The organism is Intrasporangium sp. (assembly GCF_035280925.1).
In the GTDB taxonomy this organism is placed as follows: Bacteria; Actinomycetota; Actinomycetes; order Actinomycetales; family Dermatophilaceae; genus Intrasporangium.
Genome location: NZ_DATEEY010000029.1, coordinates 26492 through 51565, shown reverse-complemented (window position 1 = coordinate 51565; position 25074 = coordinate 26492). Strand labels below are relative to the sequence as shown.

Annotated in this window: 22 protein-coding genes; 5 read left to right on the top strand and 17 right to left on the bottom strand. The window is 70.6% G+C overall.

Annotation, left to right across the window (positions count from 1 at the left end):
* The first annotated feature begins 79 nt into the window (after nucleotides 1-79).
* On the top strand, nucleotides 80-1462 hold the full coding sequence (locus VJN29_RS03020; RefSeq protein ID WP_324142094.1) for a tryptophanase: 1383 nt from the start codon (nucleotides 80-82) through the stop codon (nucleotides 1460-1462).
* A gap of 150 nt (nucleotides 1463-1612) precedes the next feature.
* Here the strand turns inward: VJN29_RS03020 and VJN29_RS03015 are convergent, their stop codons facing one another.
* The 3 genes from VJN29_RS03015 to VJN29_RS03005 all read right to left on the bottom strand — a co-directional run bounded on the left by VJN29_RS03015 (nucleotide 1613) and on the right by VJN29_RS03005 (nucleotide 6485).
* Nucleotides 1613-3046, bottom strand: coding sequence for a tyrosine phenol-lyase (locus tag VJN29_RS03015; RefSeq protein WP_324142093.1), 1434 nt, complete (start codon nucleotides 3044-3046; stop codon nucleotides 1613-1615).
* A 169-nt stretch (nucleotides 3047-3215) separates the two neighbouring features.
* Nucleotides 3216-6167, bottom strand: a complete 2952-nt coding sequence (locus tag VJN29_RS03010) for a helix-turn-helix transcriptional regulator (RefSeq protein ID WP_324142092.1) — start codon at nucleotides 6165-6167, stop codon at nucleotides 3216-3218.
* Between the two features lie 132 nt (nucleotides 6168-6299).
* Nucleotides 6300-6485 carry a hypothetical protein gene (locus VJN29_RS03005; protein ID WP_324142091.1) on the bottom strand — a complete coding sequence of 62 codons (186 nt, stop codon included), beginning with the start codon at nucleotides 6483-6485 and terminating at the stop codon, nucleotides 6300-6302.
* A gap of 280 nt (nucleotides 6486-6765) precedes the next feature.
* Between VJN29_RS03005 and VJN29_RS03000 the strand changes: the two genes are divergently transcribed.
* Nucleotides 6766-9390, top strand: coding sequence for an AMP-binding protein (locus tag VJN29_RS03000; RefSeq protein ID WP_324142166.1), 2625 nt, complete (start codon nucleotides 6766-6768; stop codon nucleotides 9388-9390).
* A gap of 17 nt (nucleotides 9391-9407) precedes the next feature.
* Here the strand turns inward: VJN29_RS03000 and VJN29_RS02995 are convergent, their stop codons facing one another.
* The 6 genes from VJN29_RS02995 to VJN29_RS02970 all read right to left on the bottom strand — a co-directional run bounded on the left by VJN29_RS02995 (nucleotide 9408) and on the right by VJN29_RS02970 (nucleotide 14232).
* Nucleotides 9408-10022: a response regulator transcription factor gene (locus tag VJN29_RS02995; RefSeq protein ID WP_324142090.1), complete on the bottom strand. Its 615-nt coding sequence runs from the start codon at nucleotides 10020-10022 to the stop codon at nucleotides 9408-9410.
* Nucleotides 10019-11143, bottom strand: a complete 1125-nt coding sequence (locus tag VJN29_RS02990; RefSeq protein WP_324142089.1) for a sensor histidine kinase — start codon at nucleotides 11141-11143, stop codon at nucleotides 10019-10021. The genes VJN29_RS02995 and VJN29_RS02990 overlap by 4 nt, the downstream gene beginning before the upstream one ends.
* Nucleotides 11140-11886: an ABC transporter permease gene (locus VJN29_RS02985; protein ID WP_324142088.1), complete on the bottom strand. Its 747-nt coding sequence runs from the start codon at nucleotides 11884-11886 to the stop codon at nucleotides 11140-11142. Before VJN29_RS02985 ends, VJN29_RS02990 begins: the two co-directional genes overlap by 4 nt.
* Nucleotides 11883-12875, bottom strand: a complete 993-nt coding sequence (locus tag VJN29_RS02980; protein WP_324142087.1) for an ABC transporter ATP-binding protein — start codon at nucleotides 12873-12875, stop codon at nucleotides 11883-11885. Before VJN29_RS02980 ends, VJN29_RS02985 begins: the two co-directional genes overlap by 4 nt.
* Before the next feature lie 167 nt (nucleotides 12876-13042).
* On the bottom strand, nucleotides 13043-14026 hold the full coding sequence (locus VJN29_RS02975) for a DMT family transporter (RefSeq protein WP_324142165.1): 984 nt from the start codon (nucleotides 14024-14026) through the stop codon (nucleotides 13043-13045).
* Between the two features lie 2 nt (nucleotides 14027-14028).
* On the bottom strand, nucleotides 14029-14232 hold the full coding sequence (locus VJN29_RS02970; RefSeq protein ID WP_324142086.1) for a hypothetical protein: 204 nt from the start codon (nucleotides 14230-14232) through the stop codon (nucleotides 14029-14031).
* 94 nt (nucleotides 14233-14326) lie between these two features.
* On the opposite strand from VJN29_RS02970, the gene VJN29_RS02965 reads away from it, so the two are divergent.
* The gene (locus VJN29_RS02965; RefSeq protein ID WP_324142085.1) at nucleotides 14327-15307 is read left to right on the top strand and encodes a GlxA family transcriptional regulator; all 981 of its coding nucleotides are present in this window, start codon (nucleotides 14327-14329) and stop codon (nucleotides 15305-15307) included.
* A 76-nt stretch (nucleotides 15308-15383) separates the two neighbouring features.
* Here VJN29_RS02965 and VJN29_RS02960 read toward each other — a convergent pair whose 3' ends face one another.
* The 7 genes from VJN29_RS02960 to VJN29_RS02930 are packed head-to-tail and all read right to left on the bottom strand — an operon-like array spanning nucleotide 15384 to nucleotide 22978.
* Nucleotides 15384-16862 carry a tryptophan-rich sensory protein gene (locus tag VJN29_RS02960; protein ID WP_324142084.1) on the bottom strand — a complete coding sequence of 493 codons (1479 nt, stop codon included), beginning with the start codon at nucleotides 16860-16862 and terminating at the stop codon, nucleotides 15384-15386.
* A gap of 5 nt (nucleotides 16863-16867) precedes the next feature.
* Nucleotides 16868-17590 carry a CPBP family intramembrane glutamic endopeptidase gene (locus VJN29_RS02955; RefSeq protein WP_324142082.1) on the bottom strand — a complete coding sequence of 241 codons (723 nt, stop codon included), beginning with the start codon at nucleotides 17588-17590 and terminating at the stop codon, nucleotides 16868-16870.
* Between the two features lie 4 nt (nucleotides 17591-17594).
* Nucleotides 17595-18962, bottom strand: a complete 1368-nt coding sequence (locus VJN29_RS02950; RefSeq protein ID WP_324142081.1) for a deoxyribodipyrimidine photo-lyase — start codon at nucleotides 18960-18962, stop codon at nucleotides 17595-17597.
* On the bottom strand, nucleotides 18959-19711 hold the full coding sequence (locus VJN29_RS02945; RefSeq protein WP_324142079.1) for an SDR family NAD(P)-dependent oxidoreductase: 753 nt from the start codon (nucleotides 19709-19711) through the stop codon (nucleotides 18959-18961). Before VJN29_RS02945 ends, VJN29_RS02950 begins: the two co-directional genes overlap by 4 nt.
* On the bottom strand, nucleotides 19708-20964 hold the full coding sequence (locus VJN29_RS02940) for a cyclopropane-fatty-acyl-phospholipid synthase family protein (RefSeq protein ID WP_324142078.1): 1257 nt from the start codon (nucleotides 20962-20964) through the stop codon (nucleotides 19708-19710). Before VJN29_RS02940 ends, VJN29_RS02945 begins: the two co-directional genes overlap by 4 nt.
* Nucleotides 20961-21710: a DUF1365 domain-containing protein gene (locus VJN29_RS02935; protein ID WP_324142077.1), complete on the bottom strand. Its 750-nt coding sequence runs from the start codon at nucleotides 21708-21710 to the stop codon at nucleotides 20961-20963. The genes VJN29_RS02940 and VJN29_RS02935 overlap by 4 nt, the downstream gene beginning before the upstream one ends.
* A 2-nt stretch (nucleotides 21711-21712) precedes the next feature.
* A complete protein-coding gene (locus tag VJN29_RS02930; RefSeq protein WP_324142076.1) occupies nucleotides 21713-22978 on the bottom strand; it encodes an NAD(P)/FAD-dependent oxidoreductase in 1266 nt (421 codons plus the stop codon).
* Nucleotides 22979-23038: 60 nt separating this feature from the next.
* On the opposite strand from VJN29_RS02930, the gene VJN29_RS02925 reads away from it, so the two are divergent.
* Together VJN29_RS02925 and VJN29_RS02920 are read left to right on the top strand one after the other, a co-directional pair.
* Complete coding sequence (locus VJN29_RS02925; protein ID WP_324142075.1) at nucleotides 23039-23467, top strand: SRPBCC family protein; 429 nt, start codon at nucleotides 23039-23041, stop codon at nucleotides 23465-23467.
* 38 nt (nucleotides 23468-23505) lie between these two features.
* The gene (locus VJN29_RS02920) at nucleotides 23506-24456 is read left to right on the top strand and encodes a MerR family transcriptional regulator (RefSeq protein WP_324142074.1); all 951 of its coding nucleotides are present in this window, start codon (nucleotides 23506-23508) and stop codon (nucleotides 24454-24456) included.
* Here the strand turns inward: VJN29_RS02920 and VJN29_RS02915 are convergent.
* The gene (locus tag VJN29_RS02915) at nucleotides 24441-24749 is read right to left on the bottom strand and encodes a hypothetical protein (protein ID WP_324142073.1); all 309 of its coding nucleotides are present in this window, start codon (nucleotides 24747-24749) and stop codon (nucleotides 24441-24443) included. The two genes, VJN29_RS02920 and VJN29_RS02915, sit on opposite strands and share 16 nt — an antisense overlap.
* Nucleotides 24750-25074 lie beyond the last annotated feature (325 nt).

Below are 25074 nucleotides of genomic sequence, written 5' to 3'. Positions count from 1 at the left end.
TCACGTTTGGAAGCCCACCGCGCGCGATCGATGCGTGACAGGCATTCCAAGCGCAGCGGCATACCGCCAATCTGGGGGTATGACCGAAACTCCCTTCAGCACGATCATCGAGCCGTTCCGGATCCACTCCGTCGAGCCGCTCACCATGACGACCCGAGCCGAGCGCCGCGAGCACGTGGAAGCGGCCGGCTACAACCTCTTCCAGCTCCGCGCCGAGCACGTGCTCATTGACCTGCTCACCGACTCCGGGACCGGCGCCATGAGCCGCGATCAGTGGGCCGCGATCCAGCGCGGGGACGAGTCCTACGCTGGCTCGCCGTCGTACTACGTCTTCGTCGACGCGGTCCGCGAGCTGTTCCCCTTCGAGCACGTCATCCCGGTCCACCAGGGTCGCGCGGCCGAGAAGATCCTCTTCTCCGCACTCGGCGGTCCGGGCAAGGTCGTGCCCAACAACACGCACTTCGACACGACCCGAGCCAACGTCGAGGCCACCGGCGCCCGCGCGATCGACCTCGTCATCCCGGAGGGCCGGGAGGCGACGAGCGAGCACCCGTTCAAGGGCAACATGGATCTTGGTGCGCTCGAGGCGCTGCTGGAGGAGCACGCCCACGACGTCCCCTGCGTCATGATGACGATCACCAACAACAGCGGTGGTGGTCAGCCGGTGTCCCTCGCCAACCTTCGGGCCGTGCGCGAGATCTGCGACCGCCACGGCAAGCCGCTCTTCCTCGATGCCTGCCGCTTCGCCGAGAACGCGTGGTTCATCCGCGAGCGAGAGGAGGGCCAGGGCGACCGCGAGGTTGCCGACATCGTCCGGGAGATCGCAGCGCTCGCCGACGGGATGACGATGAGCGCGAAGAAGGACCCGATGGGCAACATCGGCGGGTGGCTCGCGATGAACGACGACGACCTGGCCCAGACCTGCCGCAACATGCTCATCCTCACCGAGGGGTTCCCGACCTACGGTGGGCTCGCTGGGCGGGACCTCGAGGCCCTCGCGCAGGGACTGCACGAGGTGGTCCAGCACGACTACCTGCGCTACCGGATCCGGTCGACCGCCTACCTGGGGGAGGCGCTGCAGAAGCGCGGCATCCCCGTCCTCACGCCCATCGGCGGCCACGCGGTCTACATCGACGCCCGGGCGCTGGCCTCGCACCTCTCGCCGCTCGAGTACCCGGGCCAGGCCGTCGCCGTCGCGCTCTATGAGCTCGGTGGCATCCGCTCCTGCGAGATCGGGACGGTGATGTTCGGCCGCCAGCCCGATGGGTCAGAGGTTGCCTCGTCGATGGACCTCGTGCGCCTCGCGATCCCGCGACGCACCTACACGCAGAGCCACATCGACTACGTCATCGAGGTCTGCGACCGGCTCGCGGCCGAGGCGCCGTCGCTACCGGGCTACCGGATCACGTCAGAGCCGCCCGCCCTGCGCCACTTCACGGCTGCGTTCGAACCCCTCCGCTGAGCCGGCGCCCACGGGATGCGGCCGTATGCCGCTGAGCTGACTCCCTGACGCGGGAACCCTTGCCGGGCAGGAAGATCCAGGACGCCCCGCGAGCGAGGCGCCGCATCCCGGACCCAGCTCAACGGCATGCGGCGCCATGCTGCGTGGGTGTCACAGCGCGGCAGTCGCGAGCTCCTGCTCGACATCCACCGTGGTGGCCGTCTCGTCGGTGGCTGCCGCGAGCGGCTCGAAGCGGGACGTGAAGAACCGCAGGGTGGGCGGCTCGTAGATGAACCGCAGACCGCGGATCTCGCGGCGCCGCTGGAAGACCTCGATGACCGATTCGGCCACGACGTCCATGTGCGAGTTCGTGTACACACGGCGCGGGATGGTGAGCCGCACGAGCTCGAGCTTCGGGTGTCTGTTGCTGCCGTCGACGTCTCGTCCCGCTGAGACGATGCCCCGCTCCATCGTGCGGACTCCGGAGTTGAGGAAGATCTCGGCCGCGAGCGTCTGTGCGGGCAGCTCGTCCTGGGACAGGTGGTCGAGGAAGGCGCCCGCGTCGATGAAGACGGCGTGGCCTCCGATCGGCTCGACGATCGGCACCCCTGCCTCGCGTAGGCGCTCGCCCAGGTAGCGCACCTGGCCGATGCGGTGCGTCAGGTAGTCGTCGTCGAGGGCCTCGCGCAGGCCGACCGCCATCGCATCGAGGTCACGGCCGGCCAGGCCACCGTAGGTCGGCATGCCCTCGTAGACGACGACGAGCTCTCGCGCCTTGATGAGGATGCGCTCGTTTCGCATCGCGAGGAACCCGCCGATGTTGACGAGGCAGTCCTTCTTGCCGGACATCGTGATGCCGTCGAAGTGGGAGAGCATCTCCTTCGCGATGTCGGCGACCGGAGTGTCCGCGTAGCCGTCCTCGCGTTCCTTGATGAACCAGGCGTTCTCGGCCAGGCGGGTCGCGTCGGACCACATGATGATGGCGTGGCGGTCGCAGATCTCGCGGACGGCGCGGATGTTTGCCATGGACACGGGCTGGCCGCCGGCCATGTTCACGGTGACTGCCACGTTGATGTAGGCGATGTTGTCGGCGCCGACCTCGTCGATGAGGGCCTGGAACTTGTCGAGGTCGACGTTACCCTTGAACGGGTGGCGCGAGGCCGGGTCATGTGCCTCGTCGATGATGACGTCGTGGAACGTGCCGCCGGCGAGCTCCTGGTGGACCCGCGTCGTCGTGAAGTACATGTTGCCGGGGACGTGCTGCCCGGGCGCGATGAGGATCTTTGAGATGAGGTGCTCGGCTCCGCGACCTTGGTGGGTCGGGCAGACGAAGGGGAAGCCGTAGCTCTCGCGCACCGACTCGACGAGGTGGTCGAAGGAGCGCGCGCCCGCATAGGCCTCGTCCCCGAGCATCAGGGCGCTCCATTGCCGATCGCTCATGGCGGAGGTGCCGGAGTCGGTGAGCAGGTCGATGTAGACGTCGTCGCTGCGCAGCAGGAAGGTGTTGTAACCCGCGGTACGTATGGCGGCCTCACGCTCGGCGCGGGTCGTCATGGTGATGGGCTCGACCATCTTGATCCGGTACGGCTCGGCAATGGCTGGCATGGCGCCCTCTCTGTACGGGACCGGCCTGGTCGCCAGGTCGTCTGCCGCCAGAGTGCTCCTCACCCGGACCAGTGCGCAAACGGTCCAATGGACCTTGTTCAGAGTGTCCAACGTGCGCAGTAGAACCTGGATTTGACGGAGCAGAGTGTCCAATATTCCTGGATGTCGCTCACGGCAGCAAAGCCTTGTCACGCGCGATGGCGGCCGCCTCCGTACGCCCGGACGCGCCGAGCTTCGCGAGCAGGTTGGACACATGAACGCTGACCGTCTTGGTGCTGATGTAGAGCTGCTTGCCGATCTGGCCGTTGGACAGGCCTCTGGCGACCAGCGTCAGAACCTCCAGCTCGCGAGGGGTCAGGTCGACATCCGCCGCGCCGAGCGGAGCGTGCGGCGACAGTGCGTCGAGCTCCGTCAGGAGTGGGCGGGCCCGGAGCTGGACGGCGACCTCGCGGGCGGCCTCGGCGACCCGCCGCGACTCTGCGTCGGACCCCGCTGCGCGGAGGGCAGCGGCCAGGCGGGCGCGCGACCGGGCCGCCTCGAAGACGTGGCCAAGCCGGTCGAACCCATCGACCGCCGTGCGCCACGAGCGGACCATGTCGTCCGCCGGGGGAAGCGGCTCCTGACCCAGCGCCCACGCGAGGCGAAGCCGCTCCGCGTCGAGCCGCTTGGCCCAGGCCCACGTCTCGGTGCTCGAGTCACGGAGCACGTCGACGTCCTTGGGATCCCAGTCCGCACCCTTGGACTTGCGCACCACCTTCGCTATGAGGTGGTCGGCGCGAGCCCGCAGGTCCTCGACGGTCCGCACGGCGCGGTCGCGCAGCTCGGTGTCGGCACGGGGAGCGAGCGTGGCCACCTGCCCCGCCAGCAGGGCGGCCATGCGCACGCTGGCGTGGTACTTGACCCAGACCTTGTCAAGGGCCTGCGCTGCCTCGCACGTCATCTCGAGGGTCCCCGCCAAGTTGCCCGAATCGCCGAGCAGGTCGATCCCCGGCATCACGCTGAGGACGACGATCATCCCGTCGACGTACCACCACTCGCGCAGCGCTGACAGGCGGTTGGGTGGAACCGGCTCACCCCGGCCAACCGGGACGGCGAGACCGGCGGCCTCAAAGAGAGCCCGAGCCGGCTGGGGAGTCAGCTGGGAGGCGAGGCCCAACCGGTCGGCCACGGAGTCCCAGTCGCCCAGCTCATACGCGGTCAGTCCGCTGAGGAGGCGGCAGTCGAGTCCCCAGGGCGCCCACTCCAGATGGAGCCGGCGTGCGATCCGGGTGCCTTCGTCGTAGTGGTTCAGGGCCGCGCCCAGATCGCCCCGACGGTGCGCCACCGCGGCCAGCTGATGCGCGAGGCGCAGCTGGATCGGATTGTCCGTGCCGGCAACGTCCTCGAGCAGGCCGCGCAGGTAGGTCTCGACGGCATCGAGGTCTTGCTGTGCCTCGATGACCCGCGTCAGGATCGTGCGGATCTCGAGGAGCGAGTCGCGCATTCCCAGGTTGTCGGCCATCGCGATGACCTCGTCGCCGGTGCGCACCGCGGCGACGAACGCGCCCTCGTCGACGAGCTGCTGCACGTGGGCGATGAGGACGAGGACTCGACGAGGAGTCTCGTCAGGTGGCAACAGGTCCACGGCTTGGGTGGTCAGGCCCAGCCCGTCGACCGGTAGGTCGAGCATTCGCGACCGGGTGGCGTAACGGGCGAGGAGCTCTGCCCTCATCTCGGGTCGCTGCCGAGGGCCGGGGTGGTCGATGCTGTCCTTGAGGAGCCGCACCGCACGCAGGGTGTCGCCGGCAGCCGTCGCGGCCTCGGCCGCACGGATGCCCACCTCGTCCCGCTCCGGATCATCGTCCTCGAGCCAGCTCAGCGCCTGCTCGAGGTGGAAGAGGGCATCCTGCGGCCCACCGACCTCCATCGCAGACTCGGCGGCCGCCCGGCTGGCGGCCACAGCGGCAGGGAGGTCGCCGCTCGCGGCTGCGTGACGCGCCAGCTCGGAGGCGGGAGCGAGCTCTGGGCACTCAGCGAGCACAGCGGCATACGACTTGTGAAGCCGTAGGCGCTCGCCCGGCAGCATCCCCTCGGCAGCTGTCTCACCGAGGAGCGCGTGGCGGAACGTGTACGCGGGCGGCCACTTGGTCTCGAGGACGTGGTGCTCCACGGCTTGGGCGATCGCGGCCTCGAGCTCTGCCTCCGACAGGCCCGTGACCCGGGCCAGGAGCTCATGGCCGATGTACCGGCCACCCTTGAGCGACACGGCACGGACGACGGACTGGGCCGTCTCGTCGAGCCGCTCGATGCGCGCGCGGAGGACCCGGCCGAGCCCACCACTGATCTGCTGACCGGCCACCGCACTGGCGGCGAGCTCCTCCGCGAAGAACGGGTTGCCCTCGGCGCGGTGGGTGATCTCGCGCAGGGTGCGTGCATCGCTGGGGATGCCCTCGATGCTGCCGACGATCTCGTCCACGGCTGCGTCCTGTAGCGGCGGCAGGCTGACGTGCGTCACGTGCGGAATGCGATCCCAGACGGCGAGCGTCTCGTGCAGTGGGTGCTTCCGATGGAGGTCGTCCGTCCGGTAGCTCGCCACGAGGCCGACCGGGGTCGTGAATGCCCGGGTCAGCAGAAGTGTCAGCAGGTCGCGGGACGAGTGGTCGGCCCAGTGCACGTCCTCGATGACGATCAGCGTCGGCCGGTCCGCGCCGAGCGCGGTGAGGAGCGCATGGACCGACTCGGCGACGAGGCCCGGGTTGGCCTCTTTCGCCGAGTCGGCGATGCCCGCGGTGTCGCCGTCCCTGCGTGGGAGGAGCCGGGACAGGCTCGGGTGGGAACCGAGCACCTGGGTGACGACATCGGGCGCCATGCTGTCGAGCAGGCCGATGAGCTCTACGAAAGGGAGATACGCGAGAGCGCTGCCGGCCTGCCCGACACAGTGGCCGGTGACGGTGAGCCATCCGGCCTGGTCCGCATCGGACGTCAGCTGCATGAGGAGACGGGACTTGCCGATGCCGGCGTCCCCGGACAGGACGGCGACGCCACCGCGGGAGCCCTCGGGCGAGTCGACGAGCCCGACGGCTCCCGCGAGGCGGGCCAGGTCCGAGTCGCGTCCGACCATCGCCCCGGTTGTGAACGGCATACGCCGAATTATCCGGGATGGGTCTGACAGCGTCTCGTGGGGTCCGGGGACCGTGGAGGTGATGGCGGCGCCAGTCACGGATTGTCTCTGTGCAGTGGTCACGGGCGAACGTTCCAGGGCGGGGAGCCCGGGTCAGTGCGCCCGGGCCGGCCTCGCCAGCCGCGGCACCTCGTCGGTGCGGCGGCGGTGGGCTCGCTCCGCGATCCTGAGCGACGCGTCCGTCCGCTGACGCCAGCCCCTGCGCCGAGGCAAGCCGTAGCGGGACTCGATCTCGGCCTTGAGGAACTCCGGCGTCATCAAGGTGATTGACGTGGTCATGGTTTTCCCTGTCTGTCTTGTCGTGCCGTTCTGCTGACTCCTCCAGCGTCGGCTGATGAGGTAGGCGGCCACATCGGACGTCCTCCCTATCTCCCGTGAACCCTCGAACGGGCCACTACCTCAGACGGCTGAGGCGAGGGCGCACGCACTACCTCAGAGCACCTCAGAGAGCCCTCAGAGGCGCCTCAAAGCCCCCTCAGGCAGGCGGCGGCGACGTACCGCCCTTGGGAACGGTGGTTGCATTTAGGTAAGCCTTACCTATTCAATGGCGTCCGTGACCATGACCGCTGACCCGACGACCCGGGCGCCCTGTGGGCTGCCCTGGCTGGTGGGTCTCGCGGGACGCGGCTCGCTGCCAGCCGTCGTCACACCCGACGTGACCGTGACGTACGCCGACCTGGCCGCACGCGTCACAGCCGTCGCCGACCGTCTTGTCGGCACGCGGCGACTCGTGCTCGTGGAGGGCGCCAACCGACTGGACAGCCTGGTCGGCTACCTCGGCGCCCTCCTCGGCGGTCACGTCGTCCTGCTCGTCCCGGGCGAGAGCGAGCCAGCACGCGAGACGATGCTGGCGGCATACGACCCCGATGTCGTCCTGGCGGCCGACGGCACCCTCACGCTGCTGCGCGAAGGCTCTGCGCACCACCTGCATCCCGACCTTGCGCTCCTGCTCAGCACCAGCGGATCCACCGGCTCCCCCAAGCTCGTCCGACTGTCGTGGGAGAACCTTGCCGCCAACGCGGAACAGATCGCGACCTACCTCGACATTCGTGAATCTGACTGCGCGGCGACCACGCTCCCGCTCCACTACTGCTACGGGCTCTCGGTCGTCCACAGCCACCTGAGCCGCGGCGCGAGCATCGCCCTGACGGATCTCTCCGTCGTCGACGAGTGCTTCTGGACCGTCTTCCGGGAGGCAGGCGCCACGACCCTGGCCGGGGTGCCCTACACCTTCGAGCTGCTCGAGCGGGTCGGGTTCGCGTCGATGGACCTGCCCCGGCTGCGCTGTGTGACGCAGGCGGGCGGTCGGCTCGAACCCGACCGCGTGCGCCACTGGGCCTCGGTGGGACGAGCCCGTGGCTGGGACCTCTTCGTCATGTACGGCCAGACCGAGGCGACGGCGCGGATGGCGTACCTGCCACCAGCCCTCGCTCACGACCACCCGGCGAGCATCGGACTGCCGGTCTCCGGCGGCGCCTTCGAGGTCGTCGACGGCGAGCTGGTCTACTCCGGTCCCAATGTCATGCTCGGATACGCGGAGAACCCGGCTGACCTGGCACTCGGTCGCACCGTCGACCGCCTCCGAACCGGGGACCTGGGCCAGCTGACCGAGGCGGGACTCTATGAGGTCACGGGTCGGCGGAGCCGCTTCACCAAGGTGCTGGGGCACCGGATCGACCTGGACCGGGTCGAGGCGAGCCTGCGGGCCGCCGGGCACGACGCACGTTGCGCCGGCCGGGAGGGGCTCCTCGCCGTGGCCGTGTGTGATGCCGCCGGCCGCGGGGTGGACCACGGAGCGGTGCGCCGGCTCGCGAGCCGCCTGTCCGGGGCGCCGGCCTCGGCCATCCAGGTCGTCGGGGTCGGGGAGCATCCCCGGCTGGCCAGCGGGAAGACGGACCACGCCGCCATCCTCCGGCTCGTTGACCGGCTCGTTGACCGGCTCGGGGACGATGGAGCCGAGCCCGGTCGCGCCGTGAGCGTGGCGCAGGTCTACGCGACAGCACTGGGCCGGGCCGACGTCGAGGGCGGCTCGACGTTCGTCTCGCTGGGTGGCGACTCGCTGTCCTATGTCGAGGTGTCGATCCGCCTGGAGGGCCTGCTCGGCACGCTGCCGGCCTCGTGGCATGTCACGCCGGTCGCGCAGCTCCAAGAGCTGGCTGACGAGCCTGCCGACCCGGCTCGGCGGGCTGACCCGGCGGCCTCGAGGCCATCCCCGGGTTCCGGCCCTCCACAGCCGGCTCAGCGGCGCCGCACCATCGAGACGAACGTGTGGCTGCGCGCCCTGGCGATCGTGCTCATCGTCGGAACGCACGCCGACCTCTTCTCGCTCCAGGGCACCGCCCACGCCCTGCTGGTGCTCGTCGGCTTCAACGCGGTCCGCTTCGCACTCGCCTCCGACGGGCACTGGGACCGCGTCCGGTCCTTGGCGCGTGGAGCCACTCGAGTGGTGCTGCCGACGCTGGCCGTGGTCGTCCCTGCCCACGTCATCTGGGACTACTACGAGCCTCGCAACCTCATCCTCGCCAACTGGCTGCTCGGTGAGCAGCGGCTCGGCCCGCCATGGCGGTTCTGGTTCATCGAGGCCTTGGTGGTCGCCCTCGTCGTCACCATCGCCCTCGTCGCCGTGCCGGCCTTCGCTCGGGCCGAGAAGCGCTGGCCGTTCGCGGTCCCGCTCGTCCTGACCGCTGCGGCCTTCACCCTGCGACTCGACCTGTATCCGCTGCCCGGTCCGCGGATGCAGGGGTCCGCCCTCGTCGTCCTCTTCCTCTTCTTCCTCGGTTGGTCGATCGCTCGCGCCGGCACGCGTCGCCAGCAGTGGATCGTGACGGTCGTGGCTGTCGGAGCGGTCGGCACCTTCTCGGGCAACCCAGCTCGCGACCTGCTCTCGCTCGCCTTCGTCCTGCTGCTCGTCTGGAAACCGATGTCCCGGATCCCGGCTGCCCTCGTGCCGGTGGTTCAGGTCCTCGCGGCGAGCTCCCTCTACATCTACGTCATCCACTGGCAGGTGCTCGAGCACCTCTGGGGCAGTCCGGTCCCTGCCCTCGCGGCGTCGCTCGCCGTGGGCGTCGCCTACTGGTGGCTCTGGAGCCGGGGCGGGCCGGTGGCGCTTCGCGCTCTCCGCCGGGCTCGGCCCAGCCACACCGCGACGCGGGCTCTCGTCGCCGGCATCGCGCGAACGGACTGACGCCCAGCAGCCGGCCGCTAGAGCCAGCCGCGCTCGTGGGCGATCCTGGCAGCCTCGGCGCGGGTGGCCGTGCCCGTCTTGCCGATCGCGGAGCTCAGGTGGTTGCGGACGGTCCCCGCAGACAGGTGCACGCGGGAGGCGATCGCGGCCACGGTGCCGCCGGAGAGCGCGACGCGGAGCACGTCTCGCTCCCGTTCGGTGAGGGGATTGAGTCCCTCCACCAAGGACTCGGCCGCCAGCTCCGGGTCGACCACGCGCAACCCCGCATGGACGCGCCGGACCGCTTCCGCGAGCTGCCGGGCCGGCGTGTCCTTGACGACGAAGCCGGCCGCCCCCGCTTCGAGGGCTCGACGCAGGTAGCCCGGTCGGCCGAAGGTCGTGACGATGAGGGACCGACATCCGGGCAGCTCACGGCGCAGCGCTCCGACCACCTCGATCCCGTCCGCGCCGGGCATCTCGATGTCGAGCAGGCAGACCTGCGCTCCGCTGCGTCGGGCAGCAGCCACCACCTCGTCCCCGCGGCCCACCTCCGCGACGACCTCGAGGTCGTGCTCGAGCCCGAGCAGCGCGGCGAGCGCACCACGCACGAGGGCCTGGTCATCGGCGAGCAGGATCTTGACCGGTTCGCTCACAACGTCACCTCCAGCTCGGTCCCGCGGCCGTCGGCCGGCGTGGCGACCCGAAGGGTGCCCCCCGCCCCCTCCACCCGCTCTCGCACGCCGCGCAGCCCGTTGCCGACGGGGTTGGTGCCCAGGCCTCGACCGTCGTCGACGACCCGGAGGGCGTTCGACGCGAGCTCGACCCGGCATGAAGAGGCTTCGCTGTGTCGCACGACGTTGGTCACCGCCTCGCGCAGCACCCAGGCGAGAACCGTCCGATGGCGCGGGTCCACGTCCTCGGGCCCTTCGGGCAGCTCTGCACGGATCCCGGCGCCAGCGAGGGCCGACCGCGCCGCCTCCAGCTCGTCGTCCAGCCGGGCCGCGCGCAGCCCACCGACCGTTGCCCGGATCTCTGCGAGCGCCTGGCGGCTCAGCTGCTGGATGGCGGCGAGCTCGGCACGCGCCCGCTCCGGGTCGGCATCGACGAGCCGTTCGGCCAGCTCGGCCTTGACCGTGACGACCGTGAGCGAATGGCCCAGCACGTCGTGGACGTCGCGTGCGACCCGCTCTCGTTCGGCAACGAGCTCGAGCTGGCGCGACATGGCCTCGTACTGCGCGCCACGGCCGGCCAGGACCCGGATGCCCGCCGCCATGACCCCGACAGACAGCACGATGAAGGCCACGACCCAGCCGTCCTGGCCGACCTCGAGGGAGAGCGTGGCCAAGGCGCTGGCCGCGAAGGCCGCGATGGCGATGGCGATGGCGACGGCCAAGGGCAGCCCGAACATCGCGAAGGCGACGATGAACGGCAGGAACGACGTCGCGGCGAAGCCGATGAGTGGCACCGTGACCAGGGCGCACCCGACGAGCGCGAGCAGCCAGCGGGCCCCGGCGCGGTGCCTCGGCAGGCGTGCCTTCTCGAGCCGGTCGAGGTGGCGGACGGCGAGGCTGAACGACAGACCGAAGGCGAGGATCAGGACGACTCCGAGCGTGACCTGCCAGCCGGCGCCGTGGCGGTCCACGAGGGCGATGGTGGGGAAGATGAGGAAGATGAGCCAGACCGACTGGATGATCCAGCCGTAGCGGCTCCACGGGCTCAGGCCGGGCCGCCTCACGGGCGCCCCGGCCGTCCCCGCGCCGGGCCCACCGGTCACTGGCGGTCGCGACCTCGCTTGACGAACCATGTGGCCAGCATCGCAAACACGACCGTCCAACCGACAACGTTGGCGAGCGGCATCCAGAGCGGCTCCCAGGTGCCGTCCGCGAGGTGACCCTCGGTCAGGGGGTACCTGGCGAGGCCGACGTAACCGTAGAGCGGCGTGAACTTGCCGATCGTCAGCATCGTGCCGGACAGGGGGATGAAGACGTTGCCGAGGAAGGCGAAGATCACGACGGATCCGCTGGCCACGCCGGTTGCCGACTCGCTGCGAAACGCCGTGCCGACGAGGATGCCGTAGAGGGCGAAGACGGCCGAGCCGCCAAGGCAGAGCAGCCCGCTGAGGAGCCACGCACCGATCGACCCGCGTGCGCCGGTCCACACGCCGAGCACGAAGACCAGCAGGATCGGGATGGCGGCCACGACCATGGCGACCGCGGCCTTGGCCGCGACGTACTGGGAGTCTCTCATCGGCGTGATGCCGAGCTGGCGGCCCCAGCCCTGCAGCCGCTCCGTGGCGGCCTGGCCGCCGATGCTGGTCGTCGCGGTGACGGCGCCGTACGCGGCCATGCTGATCATCACGTACATCGCGACGTTCCCGTTGCCGATCACCGTCTCCTTGGCGTCCACGGTCGAGCCGAAGATGACATAGAAGAACGCGGGAAGGACCGCCGTGAAGAACATGCCCATGTAGTCCCGAGTGATGCGCTTCATCTCGAGGAGGGTGTAGGTGGCGTTCATCGCACGAGTTCCTTTGCTACGTGGTCCGTTTCATGAGCCTGTGGTATGCCGCTGAGCTCGGTCCCGCGGTCCTCCGCGGTGAGTGCCATGAACGCGCGATCGAGGCTGGCCGCGGACACCTCGAGGGCGGTCCCGCCGAGCTCGGTGAGCAGCAGCAGGGCGATCGCATCGGAGTCGGATGCCGCGACGACGACTCGGTCGCCGCGCTGCGAGACCTCGATGACACCAGGGGCGGCCAACAGCCTTGCCCGCACGGCCCCCCACCGGCCTTCCGGGATCCGCGCGCTGAGCTGGCGGCCGCCGGTCGTCCGGCCGCGGATCTGCGCGGTCGTGCCGTCGGCGACCAGGTGACCCCCGGCAACGAGGACGATCCGGTCCGCGAAGGAGTCGGCCTCCTCGAGGTAGTGCGTCGCGAAGAGAACGGTACGGCCGCAGCTCGCGTCGGCCCGCATGGTCTCCCAGAACTCGTGCCGAGCGGTGACGTCCATGCCCGCAGTCGGTTCGTCGAGGATCAGCAGGTCCGGGTCCGGCAGGAGGGCGAGGGCGAAGCGCAGCCGTTGCTGTTCGCCGCCTGAGCACTTGGACACGCGCCGGTCGACGATGGAACCCAGCCCCGCGCGGTCGATCACCTCGTCGAGTGGGGTGTGAGCGGCATACGTCGACGCAATCATCCGGAGGGTCTCGCGAACCGTCACGTCCCGGAGGAGCCCGCCGGTCTGGAGAACGGCCGAGACCCGCCCGGCGAGGACCGCCTGGCGTGGGGCCTGTCCGAGGACGCGGACGGTGCCGCTCGTCGGCTCGGTGAGGCCGAGGATCACGTCCAGCGTCGTCGTCTTGCCGGCGCCGTTCGGGCCCAGGAACGCGACGATCTCGCCGGGGTTGATGGTCAGGTTGATCCCGTCGACGGCTCGGACCAGAGCTTCGCCGGGTCCCGGAAACGTCTTGACGAGATCGCGCAGGTGGATGGCGGGTGCCGCGTCGGTGTTCATGCAACCACTGTCGCGGCCGGCGAACCGGGCGCCATGGTGCAGATGTCCGGGATCCGGGGTGACAGGTGTCATGCGCGGCCGTGGAGGGGCGAACGGCCCTGTGCAGCGCGCAGCTGCAGGTCAACGCTCGTCAGTGGGGTTCCCGTTTCGTCTCAGGCGCTGAGCGATCAGCCCGAAAGCCGTTCACTCGATCGCCGCTGGCGTGACTTCCCTCGGGTGAGCAGGACCCCCGCGATGCAGAGCGCACCGCCCACGAACGTCAGGACGGCGGGGATCTCCCCGAGCAGGACCCAGGCGATCAGGGTCGCGATGAACGGGACGAGGAAGGTCGTCAGGGTCAGCTTCCCGGCGTCGCTGCGAGCGAGCGCGAAGGCCCACAGCGAGAAGGCGACCGCAGTCGGGAAGATCCCGAGGTAGGCGATCCACAGCAGAGAGCTGACCTCGGCCTCCCGCACGACGGTGACGAGCTCGCCCGACCAGGGCAGCAGGCTCACGACGCCGATGATGCAGGCCAGGAAGTTCACCTCGGGGCCAGGGAGGCGCCGGAGCAACGGTTTCTGGGCGAGGACTCCGATGGCGTAGGTCACCGCAGCCAGGACCGCGAGCCAGACGCCGACGCGGTCGCCGGAGCCGCCGCCACCGAAGCCACGGGCAATGATCGCGACACCACCGAAGCCGACGACCATCCCGATGACCAGCCAGGGCGTCATGCGCTCGCCGAGGAACACCGTGGCGAGCACGGCGACGATGATCGGCCCGATCTGGACGAGCAGGGCCGCGGTCCCGGCATCGATACGCCGCTCGGCGTCGTTGAGGGCGAGGTTGTAGATCCCGAACCAGGCCACCCCGCAGAGCAGGAGCAGGGCCCAGTCAGTTCGTCGCGGCCACGTCGGCCGGCGCCGGAAGACGAGGAAGCCGAGCGCGACGGACGCGACGAGCAGGCGCCCCAGGGAGAGCGCCCCTGGTGGCACGTCCTGGCCGAGGTGCCTGATGGCGACGAAGGCCGACGCCCACAGGACGAGCGTCGCCGCCATGGCGCCGAGCACGAGCCACCGTGAGGCGGCCCGAATGGTGGGCGGGCCCGGCGCCTGCTGCCGGTCGGCTCGCCGACTCGGTGCCAGGGTCTCGGTGGTGCTCGAGGGGTTGGACATCGTCACGACACGACGGTAGGGATCCGACGCTTCGGTGTCTGCCGAGTTTTCCCGGCGGTGAGGTCGGCAACCCGCCTCGCCTCGTCGCGGTCGGACCGCAGGTCCTGGCCGGGGCGCCAACGTGGGCCGCCGATGGAGCGACGATGCCGCAGCTCGAGGGCGAGATAGAGCAGGGCGATGAACAGGAGCGGAGTGAGAGAGTTCATGGCAGAAATAGTGCGCTCGTTTGAATCTCGCCACGAGTGGCAGAACAGACGATGTGCGTGGTTTTCCTGCCAACTTTGTGCCACACTGGGAAACATGCTTCGTACCGTCGCCGTGCTCGTCGAGGAACCTGTCGCACCGTTCGAGCTCGCCGTCCTCTGCGAGGTGTTCGGGATCGACCGGACCGAGGACGGCGTGCCAGCGTTCGACTTCCGGGTCTGCGCCGAGGACCCGACCCGCGTACTCGCCACGAAGACCGGGATGGGGATCGTCGCCACGCACCCGCTCGAGGCGGCGCGAGATGCGGATCTCATTGCCATTCCGGGTGGCTCGGTGAACGGGCCGTTCCGGCCGGAGGCGCTCGAGATCCTCCGGGACGCCGTGGACCGCGGCGCCCGCGTGCTCTCGGTCTGCAGTGGCGCCTTCTGGCTCGGCGAGGCCGGCCTTCTCGACGGGCGCGACTGCGGGACCCACTGGAAGTACGCCGAGCTGCTCGGGCAGCGCTTCCCAGAGGCCCGGGTCGACATCGATGCGATCTACGTCGAGGACGGCCCGGTCCTCACCAGCGCGGGGACGGCGGCAGGGATCGACGCCTGTCTCCACCTGGTGGCTCAGGAGCTCGGCACCGATGTCGCGAACCGGATCGCCCGCCGGATGGTGGTGCCTCCCCACCGCGCAGGCGGACAGCGCCAGTACGTCGAGACCCCGATGCCGGTCGAGCCCTCCGACAGCCTGCAGGATGTCCTCGACTGGCTGTCAGAGCACCTCGACGAGGACCACTCAGTCCCGAGCCTCGCCGCGCGCGCCAACATGTCCGAGCGCACCTTCGCGCGCCGGTTCGGCCAGGAGGTCGGCACGACGCCACACAGGTGGCTCACCACGCAGCGCATCCGTCGTGCCCGGCATCTGCTCGAGACAACCACCCTTGACGTCGAGGCCATTGCCCACGCCTGTGGCTTCGCCACGGCGGCCGTTCTGCGCAGCCATTTCCAGAAGGAGCTCGGGCTGCCACCGCTGCAGTACCGCAAGACCTTTGCCGGCACGATGGCCCGCTCACCTGAGCCGGCCGTGCTCTGAGCGGCCACGCATCGCTCCAGAGGGATCGCAGGATCTAGACCGGTATTGGGCTAGCACTAGAGGGCCGTAGAAGACGTCATCGACGGTTGCGCCGATGGATCTCGGCACTCAGCACGGTCGCGAAGCCGCACCACGCGACGTAGGGCGCCAGGGCGGCACCGGCGGGCCGGTTGACCCGCGCCGTCTGCCTGGCGAGCTGCCCGCCGCTCGCGGTCAGCGCCGCCGACTCCAGCGCTGCCAGGCCGGGACTGCGCCCTCGCCAGAAGAGCATGCTCCAGCCCGCGTTGAGCGCCAGGTTGGTGCCGAGGGCCGCGAGATATCGCCGCCGTGGGCCCGAGGATGGCCCCGGCTCGGCGTCGGCGTGGCGGTCGATCCCCGTCAGGGCCGCCGCAGCGCTGGCGGCGATGTCCGCGTACAGCAGCGTCCAGACGATCGGGAAGGCCGCCTTGGGGGGTTGCCACGCAGGCAGGTCGAGGCTGCGATACCACCGTGAGTCGGGCTTGGTCGCCACGGACCCGACGACTGCGGTCGCCGCCACGGCAGCGCCCGTGATGGCCAGGTTGCGCAGCGCCGTGTCCGGAGCCGCTCCGTCCATCGCCCGTCGAACCGCCTCGTCGAACCCGGTGAGGCCGGCCGGGACGTCGACGATGTCGAGCAGGTCGGACTCCTTGGCAACGACCTCATGGACGAGACTGCCGACGAGCGGCTTCGCGATCCCGGCGCCGATGGGGGTGACCAGTCCGACCCAGTGGCTGGCGAGCCGCGGCGTGAGCACGGGGACCGTCACGACGAGCCGCCGTCGCAGGCCCGTCCCGGAGGCGAAGCGCTGGATCATCTCCCGGTAGGTCAGCACCTCCGGTCCGCCGATGTCGAAGGTCCGGTTCACGTCCGTCGGCAGGTCGGCGGCTCCGACGAGGAGAGTCATCACGTCGTCGACGGCGATGGGCTGGATCCGGTTGTCGAGCCACTTCGGAGCGACCATGGCGGGCAGCCGGGTCGTCAGGTGGCGCAGCATGTCGAAGGACGCCGAGCCGTCACCGAGCACGACAGCGGCCTGCAGCACGGCGGTCGGCACGCCGGACGAGAGCAGGATGCGGCCGACCTCGACCCTGGACGCCAGGTGCGGAGACAGCTCCTCGCCGTCGGGATGCAGCCCGCCGAGGTAGACGATACGTCGCACCCCGAGCTCGCGAGCCACCTCACCGAATGCGGTTGCCGCCTCCCGGTCGCGCTCGGCGAAGCCCGGACGGTCGTCCATCGAGTGGACGAGGTAGTACGCAGTCCGTATGCCGCTGAGTGCCTTCCCGAGGTCCGCGCGGTTCCCGACGTCCCCCACGACGACGTCAACCTCGTCGCGCCACGGCCGGTCGTCGAGCGAGCCGGCCCACCGGGTCAGCACCCGGACACGCCACCCGTCCGCGAGTAGGTGGGGGACCAGCTGCCCGCCGACGTAGCCGGATGCGCCGGTCACGAGAGCGAGCCGGTCCGGGGTTGTGGTGGGGGTGGTCGCTGTGGGAGCGGAGGCCTCCACGGGATGGTGGTCGGTCGGGGTCATGGATCTCACCTCACGAGGTCGAGGACGGGTGGCAGGAGCAGGAGCATTCCGATCGACCACGTGATGTGGGTGATGACCGGTCCCAGGATGCCGCCGGTGACGCGGCGCTGGAGGGCGGTGACCAGCCCCACGACGGTGGCCGCGAGCACGAGGAGTGGCACGCCGCTGCCGACGGTGGTCAATGCGTAGAGCACCGTCGTCACCGCGACGGCGTGCCGCGGCAGGGCCGCGTAGAGGGCTCCCCGGAAGTAGAGCTCCTCGGCAACGCCGTTGAGGACGGTGATGAGCAGGACCACGGGGAGGGAGCCGAACCGAGCGTGGTCGAGCAGGTCGTCGACAGGCTCACGCAGCCCCGGCAGGCGCGCCACGACCAGGGCGCCGGCGAGGAACACGGCCAGCAGCAGCGCTCCCAGGGCAAGCGACTGGACGACGGGGCGTCCCGGTGTGGACCCCTTCCTCGTGTGCCCTCGGCCGAGGCGCAGGGGCCCGGACAGGACGGCGCCCGCCGCCCATACGGCGGCCAGGGCAAGCGTCGCGGCATAGAACAGCGGGTCGCCGGGATGGATACGCAGCGCCCACGCCAGCACCAGCGCTCCGACGACCAGCGTGACGCCGACGACGACGCGCCGTCTGGTTCGGGTGCCCGGGGGGTCGGCCATCGAGTCCGACACAGGTCGGACGAGGGCCGCGTCGACGAAGGCGCGCAGCTCGGCCACGGGGCCACGCATCGGCTCACCTCCTGACCAGCTCGTAGCGGGCCAGGGCTTCCCTGCGCTCGTCGTCGTGGTCGACGACCCGCCTCGGATACCCGTGGTCATACCCGTTCTCGTGGTCCCAAGGCTCGTGGACCGCCGCTCCGGGCACGTGCGCGAGCTCCGGAACCCACCGGCGGACGTGGTCACCGTCTGGGTCGAAGCGGCGCCCCTGTCGCACCGGGTTGAAGACCCGGACGTACGGCGCGGCGTCGGTGCCCGTGCCGGCCAGCCACTGCCACCCGTGGTTGTTCGAGGCGATGTCGCCGTCGAGGAGGTGGTCGAGGAAGTGGCGCGCACCGACGGGCCACCACACGTGCAGGTCCTTGGTGAGGAAGCTTGCCGTGACCATGCGCAGCCGGTTGTGCATCCAGCCCTCTGCGAGCAGCTGCCGCATCCCCGCGTCGACGATGGGATAGCCGGTTCGCCCCTGGCGCCAGGCCTCGACGAGGCGGTCGGTCTCCGGGCCGGAGTCGTAGGCCATGCGGGTCAGCTCCGGGCGCAGGTCCTGCCACGCCGAGTCCGGCCAGTGCCAGAGCACGTCTGCGTAGAACTCGCGCCACGCGAGCTGGGTGACGAAGGTCGCCGCGCCGGTCGTCCCTCCGTCCGGGTGGGACGCAATGTCGGTGAGGAGCGTTCGCGGATGGATCTCCCCGTACTTCAGCGGGATCGACATCCGGCTCGTGGCATCGAGGTCGGGGCGGTCGCGGTCGCGGCTGTAGTGCCCGAGCCGCCCCCCGGCGAGGAAGTCGAGCCACGACTGCCGCGCCGCCAGCTCACCGGCCACGCCGCCCGACCTGCCGCTGGGCGGGACGGCAGGAAGCGCCACCCCGCCCACGTCGCCGTCGAACCACGGGATCCGCTGTGGCGGCGGAGCCGGCGGTGGCGAGCCGTGCGCGCGCCAGGCCTTGGCGAAGGGGGTGAAGACCCGGTGGGGCGCACCACCCCGGGTGACCACGAGACCGGGCCCAGCGGCATACGGCGTCCCCGTTGCGATGAGGCGACGGTGGTCGCGGCCGAGCGCCGCCTCGACGACAGCGTCCCGCCGGCGACCGAAGGGCGTCGTCTCCCGGGTCACGTGGACCGTGTCCGCACCGACCTCGCGGGCGAGATCCGGGATGACCTCGACGGGATCCCCGGCCCGCACGACGAGGCGGCCCTCCAGCGCGTCGGCCAGGGCCCGGACCGACGCCACGAGTCGCCGCGACCGTGGCCGATCGACCCTGAGCAGTCGTGGGTCGAGGACGAAGACGGGCAGCACGGAGGTCGCCACCTCGCACGCAGCGAGCAGCGCGGGATGGTCGGAGATCCGCAGGTCCCGTCGGAACCAGAGGAGCGACACCGTCACGCGCGGGCCCGTCGCGAGGTGGCCGCGGTCCACAGCCGCCCCGGCACGAGCCGTGCGAGGACCATGGCCACGGCCATGCGCTTCGGGAAGACGATGTTCTCGTCGCCGCGCTCGAGACCGTCAGCGATGGTCCGCCCCGCCTCGTTCGCCTCGATGATGAACGGCATCGGGAACTCGTTCTCCGACGTCATCTCCGTGCGCACGAAGCCCGGAGCGACGGTGGTGACTCTGATCCCTTTGGGCGACAGCGACGCTCGCATCGCCTCAAGAAGGTTGAGCTGGGCGGCCTTGGTCGCGCCGTACGCCTCGGACCCGGGGAGCCCTCGGTAGCCGGCGACTGAGGCGACGCCGACGATGTGCCCGCGGCCGTCGGCGACGAACGACGGAACGACCGCTGCGAGCACGTTGTTGAGACCGAGCAGGTTGACCTCGACATGTCGGGCAAAGGACTCGCGGTCCCACGCCGCCGCGTTGAACTGCTTCCAGTGGCCGGCGCTGTGGACGACGGTGTCGAGCCCACCCAGCCCTTGGCGGACGGCGGCTGCTGCGTCGTCGACCGACTGGGCCTCGGTGATGTCGAGCGGGATCGTCGTCATCGTCCCACCGGCCACCTCCTCGAGCTGCACGGCCCGGCGGCCGCTGATCGCGACCTCGGCGCCGCGCCGCACCAGCTCACGGGCCAGCTCGGCGCCGATGCCGCTCGACGCCCCGACGACCCACACCTTGCGGCCCCGCAGTGGCGCGCTCATGCTGCCCGCTCGATTCGGATCTGGGCGACGTCGAGGTAACCGGCGGCGAAGCCCGCCTCGCAGTAGGCCAGGTAGAACTCCCACTTGCGCCGGAAGGTCTCGTCGAAGCCGAGGCGCTGCACCTGCGGCCAGGCCGCGAGGAAGGTCGCACGCCAGCGTCGCAGGGTCTCCGCGTAGTCGTGACCGAAGGCGTGCACATGGGTGACGCGCAACCCGGTCTCCTGCTGTGTCACCTCACCGATCGCTCGAAGGCTGGGGATGAGGCCACCCGGGAAGATGTGCTTCTGGATCCAGCCGAAGGAGCGGCGGGTCGCGAGAAAGCGGTCGTGCGACATGAGGATCGCCTGGAGGGCGACCGTGCCGCCGGGGGCGAGAAGCCGGTCGAGACCGCGGAAGTACGCGGGCCAGTACTCCTCGCCGACCGCCTCGATCATCTCGACCGAGACGATCGCGTCGTAGCTGCCCCGGACCTCGCGGTAGTCCTCGACCCGGATGTCCACCCGGTCCACCAGGCCGGCAGCCTCCACGCGGTCGCGGGCCAGCTCGGCCTGCTCGCGCGAGAGCGTCACGGTGGTGACGTGGGCACCACGCCTCGCGGCCTCGATGGCCAGCGTGCCCCAGCCGGTGCCGATCTCGAGCACGCTCGTCCCCGCGCCGACGCGCGCCTCGTCGAGAATCGCGTGCACCTTGCGCAGCTGTGCCTCCTCGAGCGACTGCCCCTGCACCGGCCTGGTGCGGTCGAAGAGCGCTGAGCTGTACATCAGCGTCTCGTCCAGGAAGGCGGCGAAGAGGTCGTTGGACAGGTCGTAGTGGGCCTCGATGTTGCGACGTGAGCCGGTCTCGGTGTTGCGCTGCTCCGGCGGGATGGCCCGGTCGACGAACTGACGGAGGGCGAGCCACGGGCGGGGGATCGCGGTCGCGAGCCGTTCGGCGAAGGGGAGCAGCACGTCTGCAAGGTCGGTGCCGGGGGCGGCCCGCCAGTCGCCCGCCATGTAGCCCTCGCCGATCCCGATCTTCGGGTGGTGCGCGAGGCGCTCGAAGAAGGCTCCTGGGCGCCGGAGCTCAACCGTCGGCCGGATGCCGTTGGGCTCGCTCTCGCTCGTCCGTGACCGGCCCAGCCGAGAGCCGTCGGGTAGGACGGCGTCGACCGGGACCCGGTCGAGAACCTGCTCGAGGATGGTGCGGGCCAGCGTTGCCCTGAGCCGGATCGGCGCCCGGGCTGGGGCAAGGGGTAGGGCCTGAGTCGTCGTCATCGCACGGCCTCCTCGAGGCGTCGTGGTCGGGGAACAACGGGCAGGCGTCTCGTCCACAGCCGCACGCCGTGCACTCGGATGAGGGCCGTGACCCGATGTGTCATGGACAGGTGGCGGGCGGCGGTCGAGACGAGGGAGCGGCTCGTAGCCGCCGTCGGTCTCCCTGACACGACCGCGTCCAGGACGGTGTGGCCGTCGCGGATCAGCCGGATCGCGACCGCCACGCGCCGCTGGTCGAGAACGAGGCGCACCGAGTACGAGCCGGAGACGTCGTTGAACGGCGACACGTAGAAGGTCTTGTCGACCTGGGCGCGCCCTGCGTCGTCCACGTCGACGAGGTAGGCGTGCCGCCCCTGGTAGGTGTTGTGCACCTCGAGGACCGCTGCGGCCAGCTGCCCGTCCGGAGCGATGCACCAGAAGACGCTCAGGGGGTTGAAGACGTGTCCGAGCGAGCGAGCGTGGGCGAGCATGAGGACCTTGCTGCCGGACGGGAGCTGGACTCCCTGCTCCGCGAGGAAGCGGTCCAGGTCCCCTCTGATGCCCCCGCCCTGCAGCCCGCCCTCGAAGTGGTCGGCGGCGTCGAAGCGGGCGAGAAGGGACAGCGGCCAGCGCGGGCGCGGCAGGTCGTCGAGGTCGACGAGCCACTGGAAGTGGCGGTACCGGAAGCGGTGGACCAGGGGAGCTCGGCGCGTGTGGGTCACGACACCCTCGACCAGGCTCGGCACCGGTGGTGGAGCGATGTGCATGGTCACCACCGCACCCCGAACGACTCGGCGGCCTCGACCCCGGAGCGGCAGCCGTCCTCGTGGAAGCCCCAACCGAGGTGGGCCCCGGCGAAGGCGAGGCGCTCGCCTCCGGCGGCCCGCAGGCGCCCGGCTGCAGCGACCGCCTCGCCGGTGAAGATCGGGTGCTCATAGGACAGCTCCGCCGTCGTGGTGCCCGGGTCCACCAGACCGGCCGGATCCAGGGTGACGATGTGGTCCTCCGCGTCGCTCAGCCCCTGCAGCCGGTTCATCCAGTAGCTCACGGTGACCTGCGGGCTCGAGGCGTCGCACGAGTGCATCCGGTAGTTCCAGGCGGCACGCGCCCGACGCGCCTTCGGCAGGACGGATGAGTCCCGATGCAGCCAGACGGTGTTCCTGGAGTAGCGGATCGCAGCCAGGTCCTCCTTCTCCTCCGGGGTGGCGTCCGCGAGGAGGTCGAGCGCCTGGTTGGCATGGGTCGCGACGACGACCCGGTCGAAGCGCTCGGGCGTGGCGTCGCCCACCCGCACGTCGACGCCGTCGTGGTGACGTTCGACCGCTGTCACCGGGGCCAGGCGTCGCACGTCGGGCAGGCGGGCGACGAGTTGGTCGACATAGGTGGCGGAGCCTCCGACGACGGTGCGCCACTGCGGAGCACCGGTGACGCTGAGCATGCCGTGGTGGTCGAGGAACTGGAAGAGGTGCCGGGCGGGATAGGTCGCTGCGTCGAGGTCACCGCATGACCAGACACACGAGACGAGCGGGATGGCGAAGTGGCGGATGAAGTAGCTCGAGAAGCCGCCGTCGCGCAGGAAGTCGCCCCACGTCGGATCGGTGGCAGGGTCCGTCAACAGCGCCTTGGCGGCCCGGTGGAAGCGGGGCACCTCGGTGAGCATCCGCACGAACCGGGGGTCGGCGGCGCGCCACGGCTGGGCCAGGATTCCGGTGCTGCCCCGGCCGCCCGAGTAGGACAGGCCGCATCCGGCGCACGTGATGCTCATGCTCATCTCCGTCGGCCGGGTCTCGACGCCGAGCTCGCGGAAGAGGCGCAGCAGGTGCGGGTAGGTCCGCTCGTTGTGGACGATGAAGCCGGTGTCGATCCGCATCGGCCCGTTCCTCCCGGGAACCGTGTGCGTGTGTGCGTGACCACCGACCCGGCTGTCCGCCTCGAAGAGCGTGATCGCATGGGACCGGGACAGGGCGTGGGCCGCGGTCAACCCGGCGACCCCCGACCCGATGACGGCGGCAGTGGGCTGTCTGGACTGGTTCATGTCGATCAATGTATAGTGTCTGTATAAGGCTTGTCAAAGGTTAGTCCCAAGGAGGAAGCCATGCAGTTCGTTCGTCAGCTCACCGTCCCGGCATCGTCGGAGCAGGTCTTCGCCTACCTCTCCGACTTCACGACCACGAACGAGTGGGACCCCGCCACCGTCAGAACCGAGCGCATCTCCGGCGCAGGCGGTCCCGGCACCCGCTATCGGAACGTCTCGAGCTTCATGGGACGGGAGGCGACCGTTGACTACGTCGTCACCGAGCTCGACCCGGGTAGGCGGTTCGCCCTGCGCGGCGAGAACGCCACCCTGGTTGCCCAGGACGAGATGACCGTCCGGGGTGATGGGGCCGGAACGACCGTCACCTACTCGGCGTCCTTCGAGCTCAAGGGCTTCCGCAAGATCGCCGCCGTCGTCCTGGCGCCGGCCCTGCGGCGGCTCGTCGACAACGGGGCCGAGGGACTGCGCCGGGCGTTGCAGCGGCTCTGAGCCCACGGAGCGGGGCCACCACATAGACTGGACAAACCATGTACACCATCAAGAGAGCAGCAGAGCTGACCGGCATCAGCCTGTCCACCCTGCGCGCCTGGGAGCGTCGGTACGGCGTGGTCAGGCCCGCCCGGTCGGATGGCCGCTACCGCCTCTACTCGGACGCCGACCTCCGAGCCCTCGGCATCATGTCCAGCCTGGTCAACGAGGGATGGTCGGCCCGCGAGGCCGCCGCCGAGACCAAGGCGCGGGTCTCCGGGCCGGCCTCCCGGCAGGGGCCTGAGCTCTCGCGCCAGCCTGCCGAGCCGTCGGGACTGCCCGGACTGGACCGGCTCGTCGAGGCGGGTCAGCGGCTGGACCCCGTTCTCGTCTCGGACGTACTCGACGAGGCCTTCTCGCGTGCCGGCTTCGAGCGGGTCGTCGACGAATGGCTCATGCCCGCGCTCGTCGCCATCGGGGACGCCTGGGCAGACGGGCGGATCTCCGTTGCGGGTGAGCACCTGCTCAGCTACGCGGTGCAGCGCCGCCTCGCAGCCGCCTACGAGGCGGCCGCCGCGCGAGCCCACGGTCCGGTGGTGACCGTGGGACTGCCGTCAGGCGCCCGGCACGAGCTGGGCATCCTCGCGTTCGCCGTGGCCGCCCGCCGCGCCGGGTTCTCGACCGCCTACGTGGGTGCGGACCTGCCGCACGATGACTGGGAGCTCTCCCTGGGGGCAAGGGATGCTGCTGCGGTCGTGCTGGCCGTCCCGCGGCCGGCCGATGTCGCCCCGGCCCGACAGCTCAGCGAGCGCCTCGCCGCCAGCCACCCCCAGCTCGTCGTCTTCGTCGGCGGCTCCTGCCAGCACGAGGTCGGCGGACAGTCCGTGCCGCTGGGTCACAGCATCGCTGCCGGCGTGGACCGTATGGATGCGCGGCTCGCACAACGGCGCCCGGACCGCAGTGAGCGGCCGGGCGCCGGTGGGTCAGGGTCGGCTCAGCACCACGGGTAGACGAACAGGCTCGAGGCGCCGGCTCGGTGGTCGGCGAGCACGACGGACAACGGGAGCGGGTCAGGCAGCGCCGCGACATCGGTCGTGGCCCGGGGCGCGACTCCGAGGGACACCGCGGTCGCGACCGGCAGGCCGTCGCGCGCGACATCGTCGATGAGCCCGGCTCCGATGAGCGTCTTGAGGCCTGCCTTCTGGCAGGCGGTGTCCGCGGCGGCGGCGGCCGGCCCCGCGACCGCCAGGGTCGCGAGGGTGCCGAGGGCGGCGGCGGCAAGGGTGGCGCAGAGCTTCTTCATGGGAACTCCTCTGACGTGGTGGCCAGACTCGGACGAGCCGGCGGGTCCCCATTGTGCGACGAGAACGACAAGGTTTGTCAAGTGTTCGTCAAAGGTTGGTCCACTCAACCCAAGGCCCAGGGCGATGAGGGATCGCCCAGCCCAGCGGCATACGGCCGATGTCAACGACGGGTCGACGGCTGGAGACCCGTGCGCACCCGGCCGACAGTGCCGTTGGTGCGCGGGTCATCGACCCATCGGGATCGTGGGGTCCAGGCGCCTGAGGGCTCGTGGCGCTGGGACCGTACTCGTCCACCGCTGGGCGGGCGTCATGGGGGACCGGCGG